General features: G+C 49.1%; 19 protein-coding genes. 11 read left to right on the forward strand and 8 right to left on the reverse strand.

Annotated features, from left to right (window positions below):
• Window positions 1-73 precede the first annotated feature (73 nt).
• Together gvpJ and AC0QH1_RS17645 are read right to left on the reverse strand one after the other, a co-directional pair.
• Window positions 74-541 (reverse strand): gas vesicle protein GvpJ, encoded by a 468-nt coding sequence (gene gvpJ, locus AC0QH1_RS17640; protein WP_324632558.1) that lies wholly within the window; start codon window positions 539-541, stop codon window positions 74-76.
• 328 nt (window positions 542-869) lie between these two features.
• Window positions 870-1,070 (reverse strand): hypothetical protein, encoded by a 201-nt coding sequence (locus AC0QH1_RS17645; protein WP_324632559.1) that lies wholly within the window; start codon window positions 1,068-1,070, stop codon window positions 870-872.
• A gap of 241 nt (window positions 1,071-1,311) precedes the next feature.
• Between AC0QH1_RS17645 and gvpA the strand changes: the two genes are divergently transcribed.
• The 6 genes from gvpA (at window position 1,312) to AC0QH1_RS17675 (ending at window position 9,217) form a co-directional block, all read left to right on the forward strand.
• On the forward strand, window positions 1,312-1,530 hold the full coding sequence (gvpA, locus tag AC0QH1_RS17650; RefSeq protein ID WP_324632560.1) for a gas vesicle structural protein GvpA: 219 nt from the start codon (window positions 1,312-1,314) through the stop codon (window positions 1,528-1,530).
• Window positions 1,531-1,681: 151 nt separating this feature from the next.
• Window positions 1,682-2,059: a hypothetical protein gene (locus tag AC0QH1_RS17655; protein WP_324632561.1), complete on the forward strand. Its 378-nt coding sequence runs from the start codon at window positions 1,682-1,684 to the stop codon at window positions 2,057-2,059.
• A 146-nt stretch (window positions 2,060-2,205) separates the two neighbouring features.
• Entirely contained in the window at window positions 2,206-3,105 is a 900-nt protein-coding gene (gvpN, locus tag AC0QH1_RS17660; RefSeq protein ID WP_324632562.1) for a gas vesicle protein GvpN, read from the forward strand.
• A gap of 48 nt (window positions 3,106-3,153) precedes the next feature.
• Complete coding sequence (locus AC0QH1_RS17665; protein WP_324632563.1) at window positions 3,154-6,522, forward strand: LamG domain-containing protein; 3,369 nt, start codon at window positions 3,154-3,156, stop codon at window positions 6,520-6,522.
• A gap of 100 nt (window positions 6,523-6,622) precedes the next feature.
• The gene (locus AC0QH1_RS17670; RefSeq protein ID WP_324632564.1) at window positions 6,623-8,506 is read left to right on the forward strand and encodes an ArsA family ATPase; all 1,884 of its coding nucleotides are present in this window, start codon (window positions 6,623-6,625) and stop codon (window positions 8,504-8,506) included.
• Window positions 8,507-8,770: 264 nt separating this feature from the next.
• Window positions 8,771-9,217, forward strand: a complete 447-nt coding sequence (locus AC0QH1_RS17675; RefSeq protein ID WP_324632565.1) for an ATP-binding protein — start codon at window positions 8,771-8,773, stop codon at window positions 9,215-9,217.
• 101 nt (window positions 9,218-9,318) lie between these two features.
• On the opposite strand, the gene AC0QH1_RS17680 is transcribed toward AC0QH1_RS17675, so the two are convergent.
• Window positions 9,319-9,744, reverse strand: coding sequence for a hypothetical protein (locus AC0QH1_RS17680; protein WP_324632566.1), 426 nt, complete (start codon window positions 9,742-9,744; stop codon window positions 9,319-9,321).
• A 63-nt stretch (window positions 9,745-9,807) separates the two neighbouring features.
• Window positions 9,808-12,243 (reverse strand): two-partner secretion domain-containing protein, encoded by a 2,436-nt coding sequence (locus tag AC0QH1_RS17685; protein WP_324632567.1) that lies wholly within the window; start codon window positions 12,241-12,243, stop codon window positions 9,808-9,810.
• Between the two features lie 61 nt (window positions 12,244-12,304).
• Here AC0QH1_RS17685 and AC0QH1_RS17690 point away from each other — a divergent pair, with 61 nt between their 5' ends.
• Complete coding sequence (locus AC0QH1_RS17690) at window positions 12,305-12,487, forward strand: hypothetical protein (RefSeq protein ID WP_324632568.1); 183 nt, start codon at window positions 12,305-12,307, stop codon at window positions 12,485-12,487.
• 77 nt (window positions 12,488-12,564) lie between these two features.
• Here the strand turns inward: AC0QH1_RS17690 and AC0QH1_RS17695 are convergent, their stop codons facing one another.
• Entirely contained in the window at window positions 12,565-12,909 is a 345-nt protein-coding gene (locus AC0QH1_RS17695; protein ID WP_324632569.1) for a hypothetical protein, read from the reverse strand.
• A 58-nt stretch (window positions 12,910-12,967) separates the two neighbouring features.
• The gene (locus tag AC0QH1_RS17700) at window positions 12,968-14,998 is read right to left on the reverse strand and encodes a YfbK domain-containing protein (RefSeq protein ID WP_324632570.1); all 2,031 of its coding nucleotides are present in this window, start codon (window positions 14,996-14,998) and stop codon (window positions 12,968-12,970) included.
• A gap of 764 nt (window positions 14,999-15,762) precedes the next feature.
• Here AC0QH1_RS17700 and rsmD point away from each other — a divergent pair.
• Complete coding sequence (rsmD, locus tag AC0QH1_RS17705; protein ID WP_324632576.1) at window positions 15,763-16,326, forward strand: 16S rRNA (guanine(966)-N(2))-methyltransferase RsmD; 564 nt, start codon at window positions 15,763-15,765, stop codon at window positions 16,324-16,326.
• 125 nt (window positions 16,327-16,451) lie between these two features.
• Here rsmD and petG read toward each other — a convergent pair whose 3' ends face one another.
• Complete coding sequence (gene petG, locus AC0QH1_RS17710; RefSeq protein ID WP_324632571.1) at window positions 16,452-16,565, reverse strand: cytochrome b6-f complex subunit V; 114 nt, start codon at window positions 16,563-16,565, stop codon at window positions 16,452-16,454.
• Between the two features lie 236 nt (window positions 16,566-16,801).
• On the opposite strand from petG, the gene AC0QH1_RS17715 reads away from it, so the two are divergent.
• Window positions 16,802-17,209 (forward strand): c-type cytochrome, encoded by a 408-nt coding sequence (locus AC0QH1_RS17715; protein WP_442957328.1) that lies wholly within the window; start codon window positions 16,802-16,804, stop codon window positions 17,207-17,209.
• A gap of 154 nt (window positions 17,210-17,363) precedes the next feature.
• On the opposite strand, the gene AC0QH1_RS17720 is transcribed toward AC0QH1_RS17715, so the two are convergent.
• On the reverse strand, window positions 17,364-19,121 hold the full coding sequence (locus AC0QH1_RS17720) for an ABC transporter ATP-binding protein (RefSeq protein ID WP_324632572.1): 1,758 nt from the start codon (window positions 19,119-19,121) through the stop codon (window positions 17,364-17,366).
• A 1,808-nt stretch (window positions 19,122-20,929) separates the two neighbouring features.
• Here AC0QH1_RS17720 and AC0QH1_RS17725 point away from each other — a divergent pair.
• Window positions 20,930-21,433, forward strand: coding sequence for an Rpn family recombination-promoting nuclease/putative transposase (locus AC0QH1_RS17725; protein ID WP_324632573.1), 504 nt, complete (start codon window positions 20,930-20,932; stop codon window positions 21,431-21,433).
• Window positions 21,434-21,511: 78 nt separating this feature from the next.
• Window positions 21,512-21,763 (forward strand): DUF4351 domain-containing protein, encoded by a 252-nt coding sequence (locus tag AC0QH1_RS17730; protein ID WP_324632574.1) that lies wholly within the window; start codon window positions 21,512-21,514, stop codon window positions 21,761-21,763.
• Window positions 21,764-21,858: the final 95 nt, after the last annotated feature.

The raw sequence follows: 21,858 nt of genomic DNA on the forward strand, positions 1-21,858 counted from the left end.
GGGCATGGCTGCGCGAAGGCTTGCAAAAACGGGATTTCCAACGCCCGTTTTTTAGCAGACTTACCTTTGGGGTTTATTCACTGTCCGCCGGCGGGGGATTCGGTTGCTCGATCGCCTCGAGTGGCACATCGCTGGCGGAGGGAGTAGGCGATCGCAGAGCTTCCTCACTGGCGCTACTTTCCCCTTCCCCAGTGCTCAGGGCCTTGAGCGATCGCACTTCCGCTTCTAGAGTTTGCAATCGTGCTTGCAAGGCTTGGTTTTCCTTCTCCAACGCCTGAGCTTTACTGCTGAGATAGGGGTCATTTTCCCACCAATCGATTCCCATCTCTTTCGCTTTATCCACTGAAGAAATCAGCAAGCGAATGCGGATACGTAACAGTTCTGTCGTCGCCACGGAAATCGACACATCCCCGGCGATAACAATTCCTTTATCTAACACTCGTTCCAGAATATCTGCCAAGGTAGAACCTTGGGTGGAGGTGGTAATGCTTCCACTAGATTTTGATGGATAGTTGTTCGACTGCATCGGTTTAGAAGACACGATAAATTCTACTCACTTGACAACCTATGGTGCAAGGCGATATTTCCTCAATTTTTCGCCTCTCTGTTTCCGTCACCCTCAGCACGCCTAACCTTTCCTTAATTCCCCCCTTTTAGAATATTAAACCTGCCATTTTATGGCCACAAAGCCACAATCTATGCTACAATTGTAACGACCTTATTGGCTTTTTAAATCGGCAAAATTTCCCAGGGTTTGCGATGTTAAGTTCCCCTGCCGATGCGGCGATCGCGATTTCTGCTGCCCCTTCTACTATACCGCTCAGGTGGGGGTTTGAAAATGGGCGGGGTTAAAAAAAGATTAAGAAATTTTACTCGGTCTGGGAAAGAAGGGCGTTAATCCAACAACTGAAATGAAGCCACCTCTGGAGGATCGCCTGGGAGGAGCAAAAGGCGATCGCAAAATCAGTGGCATAAATCCGGGCGATCGCGGTTGACAAAATGTCCGAACTATGAAACCTGCGAAAGTAGGTACCATCCATGAAGTTAATTTTTGTAAAATTTCTCGACATCGGTAGCAAATTGAAGTAGGATTGGCAAGAATAGAAACGGTAAACCCGTGAAAAATTGAATTGGGGTGCAAAAATCGGCAAGCAGCAGACTGAGACAAAAAGACGTTAACGCGGTTTATCCACAGGAAGGGGTACGAGGATGGATCCGGTGGGAATTCAGCCTGTATGCGAAACGATAGAACCGAGCAAAAATGACCTGAAAATAGGTCAGCAAATTATCTGAAGGACAGGAGAAAACATCATGGCTGTGGAAAAAGTAAACTCTTCTTCGAGTTTGGCAGAAGTAGTCGATCGCATTTTGGATAAAGGAGTAGTAATCGATGTATGGGCGCGGGTATCCCTCGTGGGAATCGAACTGATAGCGATCGAAGCGAGAGTGGTGGTTGCATCCGTGGAAACCTATTTGAAATATGCGGAAGCGGTGGGCCTGACCTCTCAAGCTGCAGTCCCAGCGGTGTAAGCTAGCACAGGGCATTAAAAAATCAAACCTGCGAGTTGCGATCGCGCAGCCGCAGGTGCTTTTTGCCCGAGGACCGCGAAACCACCTAGGGCGACGCTTGCGGGCGCAACTGCACCCCAGGGTTGCCGAAGGGCCATTGAGGAGAAAAATCATGTCTCTGCGAGAACAATGGAACGCCGCCCGAGAGCAGCGTCAACAAGAAATCCAACTGCGACAACAGCAGGTGCAAGAAAGCCGCGATCGCACCCAAAAAGACCTATCCGAGATCCAGCGCCACCGCGAAACAATGGCGAAAGCGCTGAAAAACTCCTTGAGCGACTTTCACAACACCTTGCAAACCACTGTCGCCACCGTGCGAGAGGACACGCGATCGCAACAGCAGCAAGTCTGGTACGCCGCAAGACAGCAGCGCCAAGCCGACTACAGCGCCATCCGAGAATACGTATGGGGAAAACCGCCCCAGGCGTCCAAAACTCCCCCGCAGAAACCCACCCCTGCATCCCCCCAACCCAAGGAGCGATCGCAATAACAACTCCCCATAATTTGCCCAATTCTAACGGCGGGTGCGAGGGTATCCCTAGCTACTCCAGTAGCGAGCAAAACCCTCGCATCCCATAAAAATTCACAACTTCTAAACGAATCGCCAGCGCCGATCTAATGCGGAGAAGTTAACTCGTGACCACAGTTTTGCAACCCAACTCCCAGAAATTTGTCGATACCCCCAGCATCCATCGGTTGACCCGGCGCGCTTTGCGCTATCTCCAAGCGGGATTTTCCATCCACCTGCGCGGACCGGCAGGAACCGGGAAAACCACCCTCGCCATTCATCTGGCAAATTTGCTGGAACGCCCGATTGTCCTTATCTTTGGCGATGACGAATACAAATCCTCCGATTTAGTCGGAAACCAACGCGGCTACAACCGCAAAAAAGTGGTGGATAACTTCATCCACACCGTCGTCAAAGTCGAAGATGAATTTCGCCAATCCTGGGTCGATGCGCGCTTAACCACCGCTTGTCGCGAAGGCTTAACCCTAATTTACGACGAATTCAATCGCTCTCGTCCGGAAGTCAACAACGTTCTTCTCCCCGTATTAGAAGAAAAACTCTTAGTTCTACCCACCAGTTCCCAGCAACCCGAATACATTCGCGCCCATCCTCAATTCCGGATTATCTTTACCTCCAATCCCGAAGAATATTGCGGCGTTCACGAAGCCCAAGACGCCTTGATGGATCGGCTAATTACCATCGACCTCCCCGAACCCGACGAACTGACCCAACAAGAAATTGTCGTGCAAAAATCCGGCTTGAGTCGGTCCGAAGCATCCACCATTGTCACCCTCGTCAAGCGCTTTCGGGAACGCACCACGACCCCGGAAAAATCCTCCGGTTTGCGCGCTTGTTTGATAATCGCCACCGTGTGCCAACCCAACGACATTCCCGTAGACCCCACCAACCCAGACTTCCGCGACATTTGTGCCGATGTCCTCATCTCGCGCGCCAAAGTTTCTCACACCCAAGGACGATCGGTGCTTGAAGAACTGTTTCAAACCGCGATCGCCGTGGGGTCTCGTTAGTCAACCGACCCATAACCAACGATCGATGACCCAGGAGAGAAATGACCCATGACAGAAGTGGACCTCGGCTATTCTCCTTCCGCCATTGCGGAGTTTAATGGCACTCGCGATGATGAAGTTCCCTATAGTGCGAAATTCAACCCGCCGGACTTTACCATCGAAATGTGGATAGAATTCCAGGGGGGACTGGGGTATCGCGCCATTTTAACCTCTGTCAGCGGTTCGGAAAGCGAGGGACGCAGAGGATACCTCTTTTGTATCAACCCGGCGGGACAATGGCAATTTTGGCTCGGAAGCGGAATTGCCCGGTTTCCCTGGGTGATTTTGTGCGGCCCGTTTGCCCAATCCGGGGTCTGGACGCATCTGGCGGGCACTTACGATTCCCAGACACAAACGGCCACATTTTATCTCAACGGGGCGATTGTAGACCAACGCCAGCGGATTCAATTTCAACCCAACGCCGCCCAACCCCTGCATGTGGGCGCAGGGGCAACCCACCAAAGCGGAGCCAGTCCATGTTTCTTTCACGGTCGGATCGCGCGGGTGCGCCTGTGGGACGAAACCCTCTCTGGGGAAGAGATTTACACCCTTGCAGCCTGCGCCTCCTCCGCCCCGGCGGAACCCGAGTTCAAAGAACCGGAACCCCCCCTCGGCGCAGAAAATGCCGAATTGCCGCAACAGTCGGTGTTGATATTGAACGGGCAAAGCGATCGCATTCAACTCCCGCGCCAGAGCATTCCTGGCGGCGATGAAATCACCGTGAGTTTTTGGACCTTTGGCGAAGGGTCGGCGAATCAAAACGGTAGCGCGATCGCTGCATTCGACCGATCCGGGGTGCGATCGCTGAACATTCACCTCTCTTGGGATAGCAGTTGGGTGGGATTTGAGTGCGGATCCGACCCCACCGGAACTCAGCGCGATCGCATCGAACAAACCCTCCTCGAACCCAACCCGAATCCCACCTGGACTCATTGGGCATTTACCAAAAGTGCCACTACCGGGGAAATGAATATTTATCGCAATGGAGAATTGTGGCAAAGCGGAAGAGATAAAACCCTGCCCCTTCTCCCCCCGCAAACCGTATTTGTCGGCAATTCTCGTCCCCATCGGAAAGGATATCAAGGAATCATTCGAGAACTGAGAATTTGGAACACCGCGCGGTCGCGATCGGACATTCAAGCCGATTTTAACGGCTGTTTGCGCGGAAACGAACCCGGTTTAATCGGCTATTGGTCCTTGAATGAAGGAGAAGGAAGCGCGGTTTACGATAAAACCGACAATTGCAATCACGGGTCGATTCACGGAGGGAAATGGAAAACCCTTCGAGTCCCCCAGACTTGTTCCATATCCGCCGCTAAAGACTCCCCCCGCGCCATTGTTACTGCCCAAAAATCCGGCTTGCAATTTGACGGAATCGACGATTATATCGCCCTGAAAAACCCCTTTTCCAACCCCCGCCGCTTTACGATTTCCCTGTGGGTAAAACCGACAATGTTAGAGGGCGGTTGGCAAGGAATTATCGGTGACAGTGGGAGAGAAAAACCCCATTCCCCCGGACTCGCCCTCGCCCCGAAAAAGGGTGCATTGCACTACGATTCCTGGGAGGCGGACGGTAGCGCACAATATGCCGGCACGCTGGATGGCTTCTTTGTGGCGCGCGATCGCTGGGTTTACCTCACCTGGGTGAAAGAAGAAACCGAATACCGCTTTTATCGCAATGGCGAGTTAGTTGCGATCGAAGCCGCGCCCGATATGGTCTATACAAGTTCGACGTATTTTATTGGTCGAGGAGATAATTATTTCGCCGGCTCCCTCCGCTATGTGAGAATTTGGGATATAGTATGCAGCCTCGCGGAAATACGCCGCCAGTTTGCCGGTGCCCTCCCTGCAGGGGAAGCCGGCTTATCTCATTACTGGCCCTTAGATGAAGGCGAAGGGACAATCGTAACCGACAGCGCCGCCCGTCCCCACCCCGGTCAAATCATCGGCGCGACCTGGGGGCGATCGGCCTTGCCCCTGGCGACTTCCGACTCTCACCCAGACGAATTACAGCCCGTCTTGTGCTTCGATGGCGAAGATGACTATGTAGAAATCGGCGACCCCTTCGAGAACCCCACCACCTTTACCATTTCCCTGTGGATAAAACCCGCCCAGCGGGACAATGCTCCCTATTCATACATCCTCGGGAAGCGATGGTGGCGCAACTACTTCAAACCCGAACTGTGGATTGTCCCCCAGACTCGCGCCCTCTTCTATCAGACCCACCACCCCAGCGACCCCGACAATCGCGATATGGGAACGTTACCGAACTTCTTTCACCCCGACCCTGGAGAATGGGTTCACATCGCCTGGGTGAAAGCAGGGCGCGAGTATCGCTTTTACCGCAACGGCGAGTTATATGCCACCCACCCCGCCAGCGATCGCTTTTATACTGCTGCCCATACGAGTTACTGGTTGGGCAAGATAGATACCGGACGAGCGACGATTCGGCACTTCTGCGGTGCCATGAGCGAAGTGAGAATCTGGAGGATTGCCCGCAGCGAGTCCGAGATTCGCGCCGATATGAAGCAGCGCTTAACCGGGAATGAAGCCGGATTGGCCTATTATTGGCCGTTGAATGAAGGAACCGGGGAACTGGCGCGGGATTTGGCGCATCCCGGCAATGATGGCACAATTTGCGGGGCGACTTGGACGGAAATGGAGGTGCCGATCGCCAGTTGGGAAGCACCTGCGCCGGTGCAACAGTTTCAACAACCGGCGATCGCCTTCGATGGGGCAGACGACTATATAAAACTAGACAATCCCTTTGCCAACGATACCACCTTTACTATTTCCCTCTGGGTCAAACCCGCCACCCTCGACGATGGCGCGTGGCACGGAATTTTAGGCAAACGGGGGTTCGGAGAAGACTGTGCCCCCGCCCTCTCCCTCTGTCCTTACGATCGCGCCTTATACTATCACCTCGGGGTTCCCGGTGTCGCCACCCCAGATGCCGATGTGCTAATCGACTTTTTCCCCGCCGTACAATCCTGGGTTCACATTACCTGGGTGAAAGACGGGGGGGAATCTCGCTTTTACCGCAACGGCGATCCGGTGGCAAAAAAACCCGCACCCGATCGCTTTTCTCGCCCCCAGAGTGACTATTGGGTGGGCAAACTCGGCGGTAGAATCACCCAAACCCACGAGAGCTTTTTTGCGGGAAAAATGGCAGAAGTCCGGATTTGGAGTGTGGCGCGCACCGAGGCAGAAATTCGCGCCGACTTGAACCGTCGTTTGACAGGCGATGAAGAGGGGTTAAGCTATTATTTACCCTTGAATGAGGGAGAGGGTGAAATGCTTGGCGATCGCGCTTCCCATCCCGGGCGCGCTAAACTGGTAGGCGCAACCTGGACCGAAGTGGAGGTGCCGATTTCCTAACCCCAACCGGGCGCAATGTCAGGCCAAAATCTGACTCCCGAACATCAACCGCACGAAGAACAAAAAAAATTGGGAGGTTTTGATGAGTGTCAGCGGGGAAATGAATCATCCAATCAATCTTTACAACTCGCTTAATCTGATAATGTTTAGCGGGAAAGGAGGCGTGGGAAAAACCACTTTAGCTTGTGCATTTGCCAGACAGTGGGCGAAATTATTTCCCCAGGAACGCATTGTGTTACTATCCACCGATCCGGCCCATTCTTTAGGCGATGTGCTGCAACTTCAGGTGGGACATACCGCCGCACCTTTGCCCGATTTGCCCAACTTAAGCGTGCGGGCGATCGCCGCCACAGAATTACTGCTCGAATTTAAAGAAAAATACGGTAACTTTCTAGAAGTATTAGTCGAACGGGGGAGTTTTGTTGAGGGAGAAGATTTAACCCCGGTGTGGGATTTAGAATGGCCCGGATTAGATGAAATTATGGGACTGCTGGAAATCCAACGGTTGCTGAATGAAAAGGTAGTAGACCGGATTGTGGTCGATATGGCTCCTTCCGGTCATACCTTAAATTTGTTCGGAATTAAGGATTTTTTAGAGATTGTTTTAAATTCCCTGGAACTGTTCCAAGAAAAGCATCGGCACATGGCAAAAACCTTTAAGGGACAGTACACTGGCGATGAGATTGATGAATTTTTGACCCAGATGAAAGCCGATTTAGCCGACGGGAAACGCTTGCTGCAAGATGAGGCATTTACCGCTTGCTTAGTGGTGGCGATCGCCGAACCGATGAGCCTGTTAGAAACCGAACGGTTTATCGCCAATTTGCAAGCGCTTTACATCCCATTTGGCGGTCTATTTGCCAATCACATTTTACCCCCAGATGACCCAGATGTAGACCGCTATGGCGAACAGCAACAACTGCTGGAAAACTTCCTGCATTTGGCGGGGAATAAACCCCTATTTCTCCTTTCCGAACAACCGTCCGAACCTATTGGAAATGCGGCGCTAGATAGCCTAATTCCGCAGATGGAAAAGATTGATACCATCTTGCCCGCTACAGCAGCGTCATTCGCTTGGCCCGAAAAAATTCCCCCCAGTTTCAGCGATTTTATTGCAGAAGGTCGCCGATTGATTTTAATTGGCGGGAAAGGCGGGGTGGGAAAAACCACTGTAGCGGCGGCGATCGGGTGGGGGTTAGCCCATCGCTATCCCGAGAAAAAGATACGCATGGTTTCTATCGACCCGGCGCATTCCTTAGGAGATGCGATCGGACAACCAATGGGACATGAACCCACAGAAATCACTGCCAACTTAAGCGGACAAGAAATCGATGCTAAAATTGTTTTGGAACAGTTTAGGAATGATTATTTGTGGGAATTAGCCGCCATGATTAGCGGCGAAAGCCCCCAACCCGGTGCGGTAAAAATCGCTTATACCCCGGAAGCTTGGCGACAAATTGTCGCCCAAGCATTACCCGGAATTGATGAAATGCTCTCCTTAATTGCTGTGATTGAATTATTGGAGCGCCAAGAACAAGATTTAATTATTCTCGATACCGCCCCCACCGGTCATCTGTTGCGTTTTTTAGAAATGCCTTCCGCACTCGCTGATTGGTTGGCGTGGATATTCAAACTGTGGATGAAATATCAAAATGTGTTAGGGCGCGTGGAGTTCATGGGACGACTGCGGAATCTGCGAAAACAAGTGGTCAAAGCGCAGAAGAAGTTAAAAGACCCCACTCACACTGAATTTATCGGCGTCATCCAAGCGCAAACGGCAATTGTGGCGGAACAAGTGAGGTTAATCCAATCCTTGCAAAATATGGAAGTACCGCAACGGTATGTGGTGCATAATCGCTATCGCCACCTGCAAGAAATCGACCGCGATCGCTTTCCAGAACTCGAAATCGTTCGATTGCCCGTGTTACCGCGATCGGTGGAACCGTTAGAGCAAATCAAAGGCGCAGCAAACTTGTTGTTTTAAAAAGGGTCTGAGGTTCGCAGTAGCGCTTTAGGGCGATCGAGAGCGCTACTCCAAGCTGAATGCTCCAAACCGAAATTGCCTTTCTGAGTGCAGAAATGGTAAAATTTCCGAGAGTTCTCTACCTCTAGACGGAGGAACGTACTTCCGGGCAAATCTGCCTGTAGAGGAAGGCCGAGTGAGGGATAAATCGTTAGATTAGAGTCAAACTCTCTAAAAAATGCCGAACCTTTTTCCAACCCCCCAAGCACTGTGCTGGGGTCGCATTTGTCACTCCTAATCCTTCACCGGACAAAGGACAAAGGACAAATAATCCAGGAGAAAGGACAAACTGAATTAGACGGGTTAGAAACCCACGCAAATCTGTTAGCGATCGCCGCAACCAATCGTCGCGATGCGATCGATCCGGCGTTATTGAGAGCGGGCCGTTTTGATTTGCAATTCGTGGTAGATTTACCGGATGTAGACACTCGCTTGGGAATTGTGCAAGTCCACAATCACGATCGCCCGTTAGCCAATGTGAATTTGTCCGAGTGGGCGACAATTACAGAGGGATGGAATGGCGCGGATTTGGCACTGTTAGGCGATCGCGCTGCAGTGGAAGCGATCCGTCGCTATCGTAGCTTGGGGAAAAGCGATCCGGCAGCGATTCAGATTACTACAGAAGATTTTCGCTACGCTTACGATATGTTGAGCCAACAGCGATCGGGGTAAAACAGGAGAGCGATCGCTCTTTTTTATAAATGCAGCAGATCGGTTGAAAGCGATCGCAGCAGCCGCGAATCTTTTTTCAAATTATTTCACAGGATAAGAGATTATTCTGGCAATAAAATAATAATCATCACCAGTAAAAACCACGACTTCCAAAAGAAAGGTAAAGCGCATAAAGACCATACAATAGTGCCCAAAATAGATTGGCTTAGGTGCTTATTGATGCCCACTAAACCCAACCAACACAAGAGATGAGAAAACGTTACCGCTAAAAGCGCATCATCCTCATTGGCAAAACGCCGTTGCCCTGTTGGATTCACCGTAAAATCATAAACTTCTGGCCCTACAATACTCCAACCTAAGATAAAAGACCCCACAAAACAGAAAACTAACATGCCAAAAAATGCTAGGATTAATCCACAGCCACTGCCCTCATTTATAGAAGAATTTTTGTTCATGGCTGCTAAATTTCCTAAAACTAGCGTTTGCCAATCGATAAAATCATGTTTTGTCCCCAGATTGATTGACACATTAATTGACTCAACGAAGTAGCAGTATAAAAAGATAAAAATTGGAAAAATCTAGGATAAAATTTATTTATTACAATCCGGTGGTGCTGAAAACTCATTAAAACGATCGCCTCCATCAGCAGTTAAAATAATTGTACCATCAACATTTCTTTTCCATCCAGTCGCTTCGATTAACGGAGGAGAAGTCATACGATCGCTTCTCGAAGGGATCTGATTTTCCGAAGAAACAGAAAGAGAAACTCCCAGATCTACCAGCGATCGCATTCCTGTAAGTGGATCGAACGGTGTGGGAGGCAAACCGCCTCGCCCAGTCACGATAAATTCGCTATTCTGGTCTTGTTTGCAAGGGTCTTGCCCCATCAGACTAGCGACATCGAGCAAATTATTCGGCAATTCCACTAACCCAGCAGTAGCTTGAATCTCAGGCGTCTTGATTTCCACCACCCCACTAAATTGCGCTCCTAATTCAGAAGTTGCCGTGATATCGCTTGATAGAGGACTTTCTGCTTTTCGAAATTCAGTACCGAAGATACCAGTGGCATTAATGCTCACTTGTCCTCCCACTCCTTCTCGAGCATTTGCCGTAATATCGCTATTTTCCAACCCTACTAACGTATCCGTATCGATAGTGATATTTCCGCCATTGTTACTCCCTGCATTCGTGGTAATATTGCCGCTCCTGAACAACATTAATTGATTGGAATTCAGGATAATATTTCCGCCTTCACCGGAAAAAGTGGCTGCATTAATTTCTCCCCCGTTTTCTACCCGAATAAAATCTGCATAAACTTCCATAATTCCTGCATTTCCTGTGCCCAGACTCCCCACACCCACGCGAGCACCATCTCGAACTATCAATTCTCCAGTGGTCAGCAATAAGTTACCGCCATCTCCAGTAGGTTGGTCTGGAAATCCTTCAATTCCAGATGAAGCAAATAAGCCACTTTTAAACCGACCATCTGCTGACATTCCCCTGATTTCTACGGACTCAGAAGCTTCTACGTTAAGCGTTCCTCCCTGACCCGCATTTCGAGTAGAAGCTGAGATACCGCCACCGTCTGCAATCAGCAATTTTCCGGTCAATATAGTTAAGTTTCCGGCGGTTCCAGACCCCAGGGAATCGGTAAACACAGCACTATCGTATTCCCGGATTTCTACCGAGTCAGAGGCACGAATACTGACATTTCCACCGTCACCGAAAGCCCCAGTTCCCGATGCAATTTCGCCGCCACTTTGCAAGGTTAATCGTTGAGTGTCAATGACAATATTACCGGCCATTCCTTCTCCCACAGAGCTAGAAAGGATAAAGCCATTGTTGAACACCTTAACTGATTCTGTGGCGCGGATGGTTAAATTGCCGCTATTCCCTTTACTGAGGGTGCCCGTTTCGATAATTCCTTGGTCTTGTACGGTGAGGTTTTGAGTGGTAATGGTAATATCGCCGCTGTTGCCGATGCCGCCGGTACCCGTTCCCACCAAGGAACCTCCTTGAATCTGCAAGCGATCGGCTTGGATGGATAATTCCCCACCATTTTTATTTTCCAGAGTAAAAGAAGCGATCGCAGATTCATCGGTTAAGGTCACTTCTCCCCCCCTGATTTGCACTTCTCCACCCCCAATTCCGCTGGCATTCAGAGAAGCTTGGCGCGACAGGCGTAGAGACTGGAAATTTTCCACCGTTTCGTATCCCAACCCCCAGCCTAATGCCGTTTGATTGAGGGGAACGTGGCTGTTCCCCCCCACGCTTCCCAACTCAATTCGTCCTCCGCCCGTGGTGATGTTTCCCCCCATGATGTCAATTTCTCCACCCACAAAAGCAATGGATTTTCCCGGAAATACTTGCAGCCCAATGGGACGATTTAAAATATTTTCGACGATTTGGTTGGTAATTTGTACGGTTTCTTGACCCCCCAACAATAGGGGGATTGTCGGAAAGGATTTCGGCTGATTCATCATTTGCCCTTCAAACACAATTCGCCCCGGATTGTTTCCGAATTGTAAGCCGATGGGAACGCTGACGGTTAATAGCGGTGCAGTTTGCGGTTCGGTAGCGCTAAACGAACCATCGCTAAACTCAATACTGCTGGCTGTGGTGGCTAAAAATGACCCTCCAATATTCAATCTAGCATTGGGTCCGAATAGAATTCCATTGGGGTTCATTAAAAATAAATTGGCATTACCATTGGCTTGAATAATTCCATCAATGTGAGAAATAGAACCGCCGGTAATTCGGGAAAAGATGTTTTGGATATTGACAGAATTATCGAAATGTGCTATCTCCCCTGTGGGAAGGGAAAATTCGCGAAAGCTATGGAATAAGTTACTGCCCGCCGCCGTACCACCTGTAATCCGGTACACTTGCTCCTCTACATTCACCGCAGAATTGTTGGGCAGGGTGGCATCCGGGACGATTTGCGCCAGAACTGGGGGAGGACTGGCGATCGCGAGCCAGGAGACGAGGGAAAGGGAGAGGCTGAGATAAGCGGTGTTTGGCTTCATAGATGTAGATGGCACTCTAGGTTTTTGATATTTTGACATAAAATGCAGGGAAAACATCTGAATGTCATCAATTGATGATATGGCAAACCTCGGTATGGATTCTCCCCGGGAGTTGGGGGGCAACATGCCCCCCCGCTGGGGGATTGTTGCCAATCCCCATGCCTTGTGTTCTTCCAGGAAACTCAATGCCGAAGTTGTTCCTGTCAACTCGGAAGTTCCTGGGAGGAAGTTAATCGGGTCTTGATGGCGGGTGATTGGGCGATCGCGATAAGATGGGTTAACCTCCGAGCGCGATCGCCTTGCATGCCGCTAGAGCGCTTCTCACACAAAGCTGAAGCAATCATCCTCTACACTCAGAGCTGAATTATCTACCACAATTGCCATCAGCTCGTTTTCACCCCAAGTAGTCTTGAAGATAGCCGTGCCCGCAGGTAAGTCTTCAGGAGCATTCCCTAGCTGATAGTCAGTGGGTTCACCATACAGTTCTCCGAGAGCCAGTTCAAAGCCGTTACCCAGGGCTAAGGCTAAGTCGTATTCGCCTGCTTTATCAACAAATTCGTCTTCATCGATACCGTAGTTGAGCAGATGGTCGAGTAGGGTTGGGTTATCGAAGTCTTGCAGGTCAGCATTGGCGGAACGATAGTAGTCTAAGTCGATCGACCTCAATCAATGTGCAAAATAATTTGCAGCCTTGCTTAAGGCGCAACTGTTGCTGTAAAAGTGCCTAATTCCCCAAGGTATGAGTGCCAGACGGGCACGTGGGAACGCCATTGATTAGGGTGGGGACGGGGAGTTTTACCGGACCGCCAACCTGCGCTTCACACAGAACCGAGAGTGAGCGGTCGTTGTCTAATAAAAATACCCCGCCCACGTAACTTTTGCTTTCCTCATGTTTGGCGATCGCGTAGTTAAACACAGCCCCGTTCGCTTTTTCTATGATATACCGATATTCCGCTGTTTCAGAGAGCATCCCTACTCCGAGTTCGGCGATCGAATCAGTAAACTGGTTCGGTTGATTCGGCGGGTCGCTTTCCTGATGGGCGGCTGCTTCTGCTATCAGTCTTTGGCTTTGTTTAACCAATTGAATAAACTCTTTCCTATAGCCTTCTAAATCGGCTCCGCGCGAGCGATTGGCCAGTGTTAGCACTTGCGCTAAAGTGGCGTTTTGCTTGTACTCGGAGTCTCGCAAAATCATGCCGAATTCTGCCACAGCCGCCGAAAATTTGAAGTTTTCGGAACTGTTTTCTAGGGCTACTTCGTCACTCTCTGACACAGAGTGAGTGGTGAGCTGGGAGGGGGTTGAATCCGGGGCTTTATGGCGCAATTTAACCAGCATGATTTCGTGGCTGAGATAGCTCCCTAGATTGGCGGATTCTTGTTGATATCGCAACTCATCCACTGGAGGTAAATTCACATCGTTTTCTACTCCCACGGGAATGATTTCGTAAAGTGCCGTTACCGAATGTCCCGCGCCTAATTCTCCCGCATCTTTGCGATCGTCTTGGAAATCTTCCGCCTGAAGCCGCCGATTTTCATAGCCAATCAGACGGTAGGCTTGCACTTTTGCCGGATTGAATTCTACTTGCACTTTCACATCTTTGGCAATGGTAAATAAGGTGCCTGCCATTTCCGTAACTAGGACTTTTTTCGCCTCGGCGAAGGAGTCAATATAGGAATAATTGCCGTTGCCTTTGTCGGCGAGTTGCTCCATTTTGGAATCTTTCAGGTTGCCCATGCCAAATCCCAATACGCTGAGAAATATACCCCGATCGCGATACCCTTCTATCAGCCTCACTAATTCGCTTTCGCTGGAAATTCCGACATTAAAATCCCCGTCGCTGGCAAGAATTACCCGGTTATTTCCATCCGGTAAATAGGTTTGTCTCGCCATCTCATACGCCAGTTTTATTCCTTGCCCTCCAGCGGTAGACCCCCCCGCCTCCAAGCGGTTAATGGCTGCCAAAATTTTGCCTTTTTTATCCCCAGGGGTGGGCGGTAATACCAAACCGGCTGCTCCTGCATACACCACAATCGATACCCGGTCTTTTTCGGTTAAGCGATCGACTAGCAATCCCAAGGACGATTTCAGCAAGGGCAGCTTATTTGCAGCGCTCATCGATCCGGAAACATCAATCAGAAAAACTAGATTGCTAGGGGCAAATTCTTCGGAAGAAAGCTGTTTTCCCTGCAAGCCAATGTGAACTAATTTATGAGTCGGATTCCAGGGGGCTTGAGAAACTTCGGTGGCGATCGCAAAGGGTTCGTCTCCTACCGGTTGCGGATAATCGTAGGTAAAGTAATTAATTAATTCTTCGATTCTTACTGCATCTTTTGGCGGTAACTGCCCGTTATTAATAAATCGGCGAATGTTACTGTAGGATGCGGTGTCTACATCAATGGAAAAGGTGGAAAGGGGATTCAGGCTAACGGACTGAAATGTATTTTCAGTAATAATGTTGTATTCCTCGGTAGTGGCGAATTCTTGCACCGGCATCTGTGGCGTCTGATTTTCTCCTAAAATGTACGCCTGCTGGGCGCGATTTAAAGCGCCAATATTGTTTCGCGCTTCTATTTGCTTTGATTTATTGGCTTGGCTTAAAAAACTCGGCAAACTAAGTGCCGCCAAGAGGCTAACCGCAATTACAAGAAAAATTAGCCAGCCAATCAAGCTCCAACCTCCAGTGGTTTGCTTTTCAGACAAATATTGAAGGTATTTTAGCAACCAAAGATTCCTTTTTTGATTCGTTGTTTTCATCAGAACACCTCTGAATCGATACATGATGCATGCTGCCAAATTCTCACAAAAATCCGCAGCCTCGAAGGGTAGGGCTAAACCCGAACTAAGCCCGCCTACGCGGGCTAACTTTAAACCGATGTTTCATAGGCGGATTTCGCATTGTGACCATAACAAGCCGATCGCCTATTTTGGCACAACTCGACCGACTCCCCATCACTTGAACTTGTATCTTACAGCAAAAGTGAAACAATGCCATGTTTGACGACCTTTCCCGGCTGTGCGATTAGGGGAAATACGGTTTTTCGGGACTGCTGTGCGGGGCTTAAACCGCTTTTCTCGGTTAAGTCATGGTGCTTTTCTCTCTGCTATTATTCATATCTATTGCCTTACTTTCGATTGTACCCAGGTTTCCCTTAATATCTTTCACCAACTGGGAACTTTACCCATTCACATCCCGTCACTTTCACTGTGACCCGAAAAATAAATCGCAAATTATTCGCAAATTATTCCCGGTTTTTTTCTTTACGTAAATCATTTAGCTCACTTATGCTTGAATAAGTGCAAGGTATAATCTCTGGGAAAATGCCTTCCGTGCCCGATCGCCCTCGTTAATTGACAACTAACAATTGACAATTGGCAATTGCTTATTCGGTGTAATTTGCTTGGCGGAAGATGCGCGGGATTGCGAGGGGGCGATCGCCAATCTCGCAATCCGGTTCGGGAGGCACCTCATCTGCAAGGGATGGGAGCGCGATCGCCCAAAAATGCAGTATTCTATTACTATGAGCTTGAGAATTTATGGGAATCGCTTACTCAAAACTTTACCCGGGCAGCAAACTCGACCTACGCCATCTCGGGTTCGCGAAGCTTTATTTAATATTTGGCAAGGGGCGATCGCCGATTGTCGCTGGTTGGATCTATGCGCCGGCAATGGTACGATGAGTGCAGAAGCCTTGTGTCGCGGCGCGGCGCAGGTGGTGGCGATCGAACAGTCCCCTCGCGCCTGTAACATCATTCGGCAAAATTTGCAACCGGTGGCGGGAGAACATCAAACCTATAAAGTCCTGCGCGCTGATGTGGCGACGCGCTTAAAAACCCTCCAAGGTCAGCAGTTCGATCGCATTTATTTCGATCCGCCTTATGCCGGCACTCTCTATCAACCGGTTATTCAGGCGATCGCCTCGTACCAACTTCTCGCCCCCCACGGGGAATTCGCCGCCGAACACCAGCGCGATCGCTGTGCCTTTGAACCCATTCCCCCCTTAGAAATTTGTCGCCAAAAAGTCTACGGAAACACCGCTTTAACCTTCTTCTGCCATAGCGAATTGCCAACTGATAATCAGTAATTCACCGTTCTCCCAAGCGGTTGCATCCCGGGGAAAAAGAATTGGATTGTAGAGACGTTAGCGACAACGCCTCTACAACAGCATCCACAGGCGATGCTCGGTAATGACAGAAACTCGCTATTCCCTTACAGTTTCAACTGATTGCCCCGTTTGTACTGATCGTAGGCGGCAAAAAATAAACCGGCGAGGGTGACGAGAATCAAACCGAGTACGATACCTGAGAGTAAGGGTTCTACCACGTTGAGCTTCTCCTTTTCAAACTAAGGGTGAGTGGTTTGCGGTTAATGGTTGTGGCTATTTTCGCATATTTCTGCCGCAAATCATCCCGACATCTGCCAGAAGTGACGCGCCACGGGAATCGGCGAAAGAACTCCGACGATGGATGAGGTCTCTCGCCCCCCACTCAGGGCGGGTCGTTTACAATATGTTATAAAACAAACAGTTGGTTGTCCATTCACCCAGAATCACAGTTGCCTTGACTAACGATCTGACCAAACCAGAGGCGGAAAGTCGCACCGATGCTAACGGGGCGACGCAGAGGCGCTTGCGAAGCGTCCTGGTTCTGGCAATGGTGATTGCGGCGATCGCCGCTACAGTCTTCACCGTTACCCAACTGCAAGTCAGCGACCCCTACATGGAAACCGTCCTAACCCTCAACGGCGATCCGGTTCAAGGTCATGCCATTTTTCAGATGAACTGCGCCGGATGTCATGGCGTCAAAAATGGGCGACAGGTCGGGCCAAGTCTGACCGGTGTCTCCCAACGCAAATCCCGCGTCAGCATCATTCACCAAGTCATTAGCGGCGAAACCCCCCCCATGCCGCAATTCCAACCCAAACCCCAAGAAATGGCCGACTTGCTCGAATATCTCCAAACCCTCTAAACATCCGTATAGTAGCGGTTAGAAAGCAGTAAAAAATCACTCCGCGTAGGCGGACGCCAGAAAAGCAAAGGCGCGATTTCAATTTCCCGCCTTTTCCTTAACACTCAACCCATCCGATCGCATCCAAAAATTCACCCCCATTGCAATCCCGGGATTACTGAAACTGTTGGGCATAAAACTGCGCGTAGCGTTGCCCTTTTTCCAACAATTCCTGATGAGTCCCCGATTCAATAATCTGCCCCTGTTCTAATACCAAAATGCGATCGGCGCGACGAACTGTAGCGAGGCGATGCGCGATCGTAAAAACCGTGCGGTCTTTCATTACTCGTTCTAATGCTTCTTGCACCAAAGTTTCCGATTCCGAATCTAACGCCGATGTCGCTTCATCGAGAATTAAAATTGTCGGATCGAGCAACACCGCCCGGGCGATCGCGATTCGCTGTCGCTGACCCCCGGACAAATTCACCCCCCGTTCTCCCACCCAACTGTGATATCCATCGGGCAACTGACGGATAAACTCATCTGCATTGGCAATTTTTGCCGCTTCTTCAATCCGATCCAGGTCGTATTCCACTTGTCCGAAGGCAATATTTTGGGCGATCGTACCAGTAAATAGAATGGTTTCTTGAGGCACAATTCCAATTTGACGGCGCAAACTGCGAATGGTCACGTCCCGAATATCGATTCCATCGATAAAAATTTCGCCGATTTGCACGTCGTAAAACCGAGGTAAAAGATTCACCAACGTGGTTTTTCCCGCCCCCGAGGGACCGACTAAGGCGATCGCTTCTCCAGGAAATGCCAACAAACTCAAGTTTTCCAGGGCGGGTTTTTCATGTCCCGATTTCTCCTTACCATTCCCTACACTTCGCTTCGGATAGGCAAAGGTTACGTCGCGATATTCCACTTTTCCGCTCACTGGTGGAAGCGCGATCGCCCCTGGTTTTTCTACCACCGTCGGTTCCACGGCAAACAATTCAAAAATCCGGTCTACCGAAGCTTCTGCTTGTTTGAACTCATTATAATTACTGGTGGTCAGGGAAATGGGATTAATCATCAGCGCCACCGCCGCCACATAACTGACAAATTCGCTGCCAGTTAAATTGCCCCGAGAAATTTGCCATCCCCCGAGAAAAAAGAGCAACAAAACGCTTAAGGCTTCTAGAAATCCTACCACCGGAAACTGAATTGCTTTGAGCTGTTCGGCCCGATATTTCACCCGTCGATTGTGTTCTGCTTCCATTGCAAACCGATGGATTTCATACTCCGATGCCGCGAATGCTTGCACCAATCGAATTCCACTAAAAACTTCCGAAATCAAGGCAGATAAATTAGAAATCCGCTGCTGACTGGTGCGCGAGACTATCAGCAATCGATGCCCAAACCAGCTAATTAAAACCGCCATAATGGGCGCGATCGCCAAGGTTGCCAGGGTCAGTTGCCAATTGAGATAAATCATATATCCCAGAACCACCAGCAGTTGTAAAATGCAGGGGACAAACTGATGGAATACTTTATTAACCACTTCGCCAATGCGATCGATGTCTTCAGTGAGGCGATAGGACAAATCCCCGGTTTTTGTCGTTTCAAAAAAGCCGAAATTGAGCTGATGTAAGTGGGCGTAGGCTTGTTTCCGCAAGTCGAGGGCGATCGCTAGGGCAGCTTTTGCCATCAGCGCATCTTGTCCGTATTGTACCAGTCCTTGCCCGAGGAAAATTAACGCCCCAAAACCGGCCAAGCGCGCGATCGCTCCCACATTGCCTTCGCCAATATAATTGGCCAATCGCCCCGCCAGCCACGCTTGTAGCGGCCAAAAAACGGTGAAAATGAGGGTGCAAACTAATGCCTGGGCAATGGTTTTCCAGTGCGGTTGCAGGTAAGGTAGCAGTTGCCAATAACGCGATCGAGTCAAGGTTACAGTGGGGATGAGTGGTTCAATCTAGTTTAAGCGTTTTGTCAGGCGTAGGAGTCAGCCCAGGTCGGCAATCTCCACATTACAAATCTCGTCACAGTTCTACCACATCCGGCTCAGAAAAATTACCAAACAAATCATACCAAATTTGCCTGACAAAAGCCGCCAGTCATCTCATGTCCGGTGAAACGGCGATCGAACGCAGGGGATTGAAATACCGCCGCGATGGGCGATCGCGCCTCTATCCGGACGACTTCTTTTTAAACCTCTTCCTCCGGAGGCTATATCAATGCCTTTTCATAGCCCGATCGCCCTTTGCCTACTGTTTCCCTTGATGATGTCCCGTGAATTCCCCGCTATCATCGGGGTTCGGTTTCTACCCTAAAGGCACGTTTGCCAAATTTTCCCATTGCCCAAGATTCAATCTGACCTCAACTTTATTCCCAATTCGATTTTATACTTTAATGGCCAGCTAAAAATACTTCTCTAACCGCTACCTTTAACCACTCAGGTTTGGACTTTATTTTATACATGACGTTGATGCAGATCGTGAATTTTATATATATAGTTAACCTCTTTATGCAAATCTCCCGTAAATAGACGGCACCGTAATATTTATAGTTAGCATAAAATATATGCTCTATATAAACAAAAGCGATTGTCTCGTCCAGAGGCTATGTTATAACCCCTTTAAGTATCAATATTAAGTTTAGCCATTCGTGACACCCACTCAGTGTTTCACCAAAAAAATCCACAGACTTAGAACCGTGAAAACGAATTGCCTTAGCATAAAAAATTCTTTTAAACGAACACTCCTTCGCCAAATCCATTTTAAGGAGCGCTCTAACTCAGGTCGAATTTCAAAACTCCTTAGATTTAGGCAAAGCTATATTCGTCAATCAGTTTGAGCATTCCATCCTTGACGAGCCACGCAATCTGTTGGATTTCAGAAAAGCGGATGTCCCTCCAACTCGTTTTTCTCCCTAGGCCCTCCACATTGGATCCCAAAAACGAGCCACAAATCTAATTTTGTGGCTGTTCTCTTGGCGTTTGATTCCAGATTTTGGCTAGGGCGATCGCCTAACTCCTCCTTCTCAAGTCCTCCCCACCAAACACCTAGGCATTATTTTGTCAAAGATACGCAAGGGTAAAGCGAAAAATCTAAAAGCGCAATCCGATCGCCACTTCTATTCCTGCATTTCTAAAAAATGTGGAACTCCTTCACATAGGTCATGTTGCTCAAGCAGACTCAAACATATTGCAGATAATTAATTGAGTATTGCAAAAAAAACCTGAATCAGTCGAGAAGGCGATCGCAGATTTTGCTCATCCACCACCTCAAAGGGAAATATCAACCTGCAAAATAAAATTTTTCCAATCCTGCCTTTTTCAGATCGCAGAGAATTTACACCCCAAAATTTTTCCCAGAAAGAGAGACTGCACAAGAAATGGTTTGCTCCCACACCAAAAAACAGCGATCGCCTTCACTCCACCCAATAACCACCAGATGCCTTGTGCCCACAATCAGTCTGTAAGAATTGACAAAGACAGCAAATTGTCTCGTTTACCCCTGGGATAATTCCCCACAAACTAGCCCCTGGCGCGATGGAAGGCGCAATCGTGGACTTTAAAAGCATATAGTGATGAAGCATACCAGTCATTCATACAGGGAGGAATAGGAACACAGGACAAGGCACTGTCTTGTTCCTACTTTTTTCAACAAGCCATCTAATCCTAGGGTGGGTTAGCTCACCGGACAATAATTAAGCTGATTCGCCTTACAAATGAGTTAGAAATCAATTAGCAAAATGAAAACTGACAAACTATTTTATCGAATTTTCTTGACGCAACCCAGTCTAATTTCCGAACTCTTACCAGGGATTCCCAGGGACTGTGAATTTGACTATAACGCGCCAGTGGTCAAAGAAAAAGAACTCCGACTCGATGGGTTGCTGACCCCGGTTTCCGATGATGTTAATTTGCCATTGGTGTTTCTCGAAGCGCAAATGGAAAGCGATCGCAGATTTTACGCCCGGTATTTTTCCAGCATCTTTGGCTATCTTCTGCAATACGACATTACCCGACCCTGGCAAGGGTTGTTAATCCTGCGAAATCGAACGGTGAACTTAGGCTCGCCAGTTCCGTATCAAAACTTGTTATCCAGTTCAGTGGCGCGGTTGTATTTAGAAGATTTACTCTCCCGAGAAAATCTCAGTTCAAATTTATCCCTACTCAAATTAGTGGTTGTTCCCAAGGAGGAAGCTTCTGCATTAGCCCAATCGATTTTAAACCGCGCCCAAACGCCCAAATAGTTTGAGAAATACCTAGATGTGGTGGAAGCTATACTGGTAAATAAGTTTACCACTTTAAGCATTGAGGAAATACGCAATATGTTGGATCTCAAGACTACAGATGTCACCCAAACTCGTTTTTATCGTGAAGTTCGCGACATTGGACGCCAAGAAGGAGAAGCGAATCTAATTTTGCGTCAGCTCGATCGCCGGTTTGGAGAAGTGACGCCCGATCGCATTAACACCGTGCAAGGTCTTTCGATTCCGCAATTGGAGTCTTTGGGGGAGGAGCTGTTAGATTTTCAAGGAATTGAAGATTTAGACGCTTGGTTGCAAGCGCATCAAGAGTAGGGATTGTTGGTTTGCGGTCTTTTACCGAGAATCGGCGTAAAGCCCCCGGATTTATCCGTGGGGATATAAGCCGAGCGACTGACCCCCGGTCCCCC

The organism is Phormidium sp. CCY1219 (genome assembly GCF_055795085.1).

Coding starts and splice junctions, on each gene's coding strand:
- AC0QH1_RS17645 (WP_324632559.1), bottom strand. CDS start 1,070: ATGTCGAGAAATTTTACAAAAATTAACTTCATGGATGGTACCTACTTT.
- gvpA (WP_324632560.1), top strand. CDS start 1,312: ATGGCTGTGGAAAAAGTAAACTCTTCTTCGAGTTTGGCAGAAGTAGTC.
- AC0QH1_RS17655 (WP_324632561.1), top strand. CDS start 1,682: ATGTCTCTGCGAGAACAATGGAACGCCGCCCGAGAGCAGCGTCAACAA.
- AC0QH1_RS17665 (WP_324632563.1), top strand. CDS start 3,154: ATGACAGAAGTGGACCTCGGCTATTCTCCTTCCGCCATTGCGGAGTTT.
- AC0QH1_RS17670 (WP_324632564.1), top strand. CDS start 6,623: ATGAATCATCCAATCAATCTTTACAACTCGCTTAATCTGATAATGTTT.
- AC0QH1_RS17685 (WP_324632567.1), bottom strand. CDS start 12,243: ATGAAGCCAAACACCGCTTATCTCAGCCTCTCCCTTTCCCTCGTCTCC.
- AC0QH1_RS17690 (WP_324632568.1), top strand. CDS start 12,305: ATGTCATCAATTGATGATATGGCAAACCTCGGTATGGATTCTCCCCGG.
- AC0QH1_RS17700 (WP_324632570.1), bottom strand. CDS start 14,998: ATGAAAACAACGAATCAAAAAAGGAATCTTTGGTTGCTAAAATACCTT.
- rsmD (WP_324632576.1), top strand. CDS start 15,763: ATGAGCTTGAGAATTTATGGGAATCGCTTACTCAAAACTTTACCCGGG.
- AC0QH1_RS17725 (WP_324632573.1), top strand. CDS start 20,930: ATGAAAACTGACAAACTATTTTATCGAATTTTCTTGACGCAACCCAGT.
- AC0QH1_RS17730 (WP_324632574.1), top strand. CDS start 21,512: ATGTTGGATCTCAAGACTACAGATGTCACCCAAACTCGTTTTTATCGT.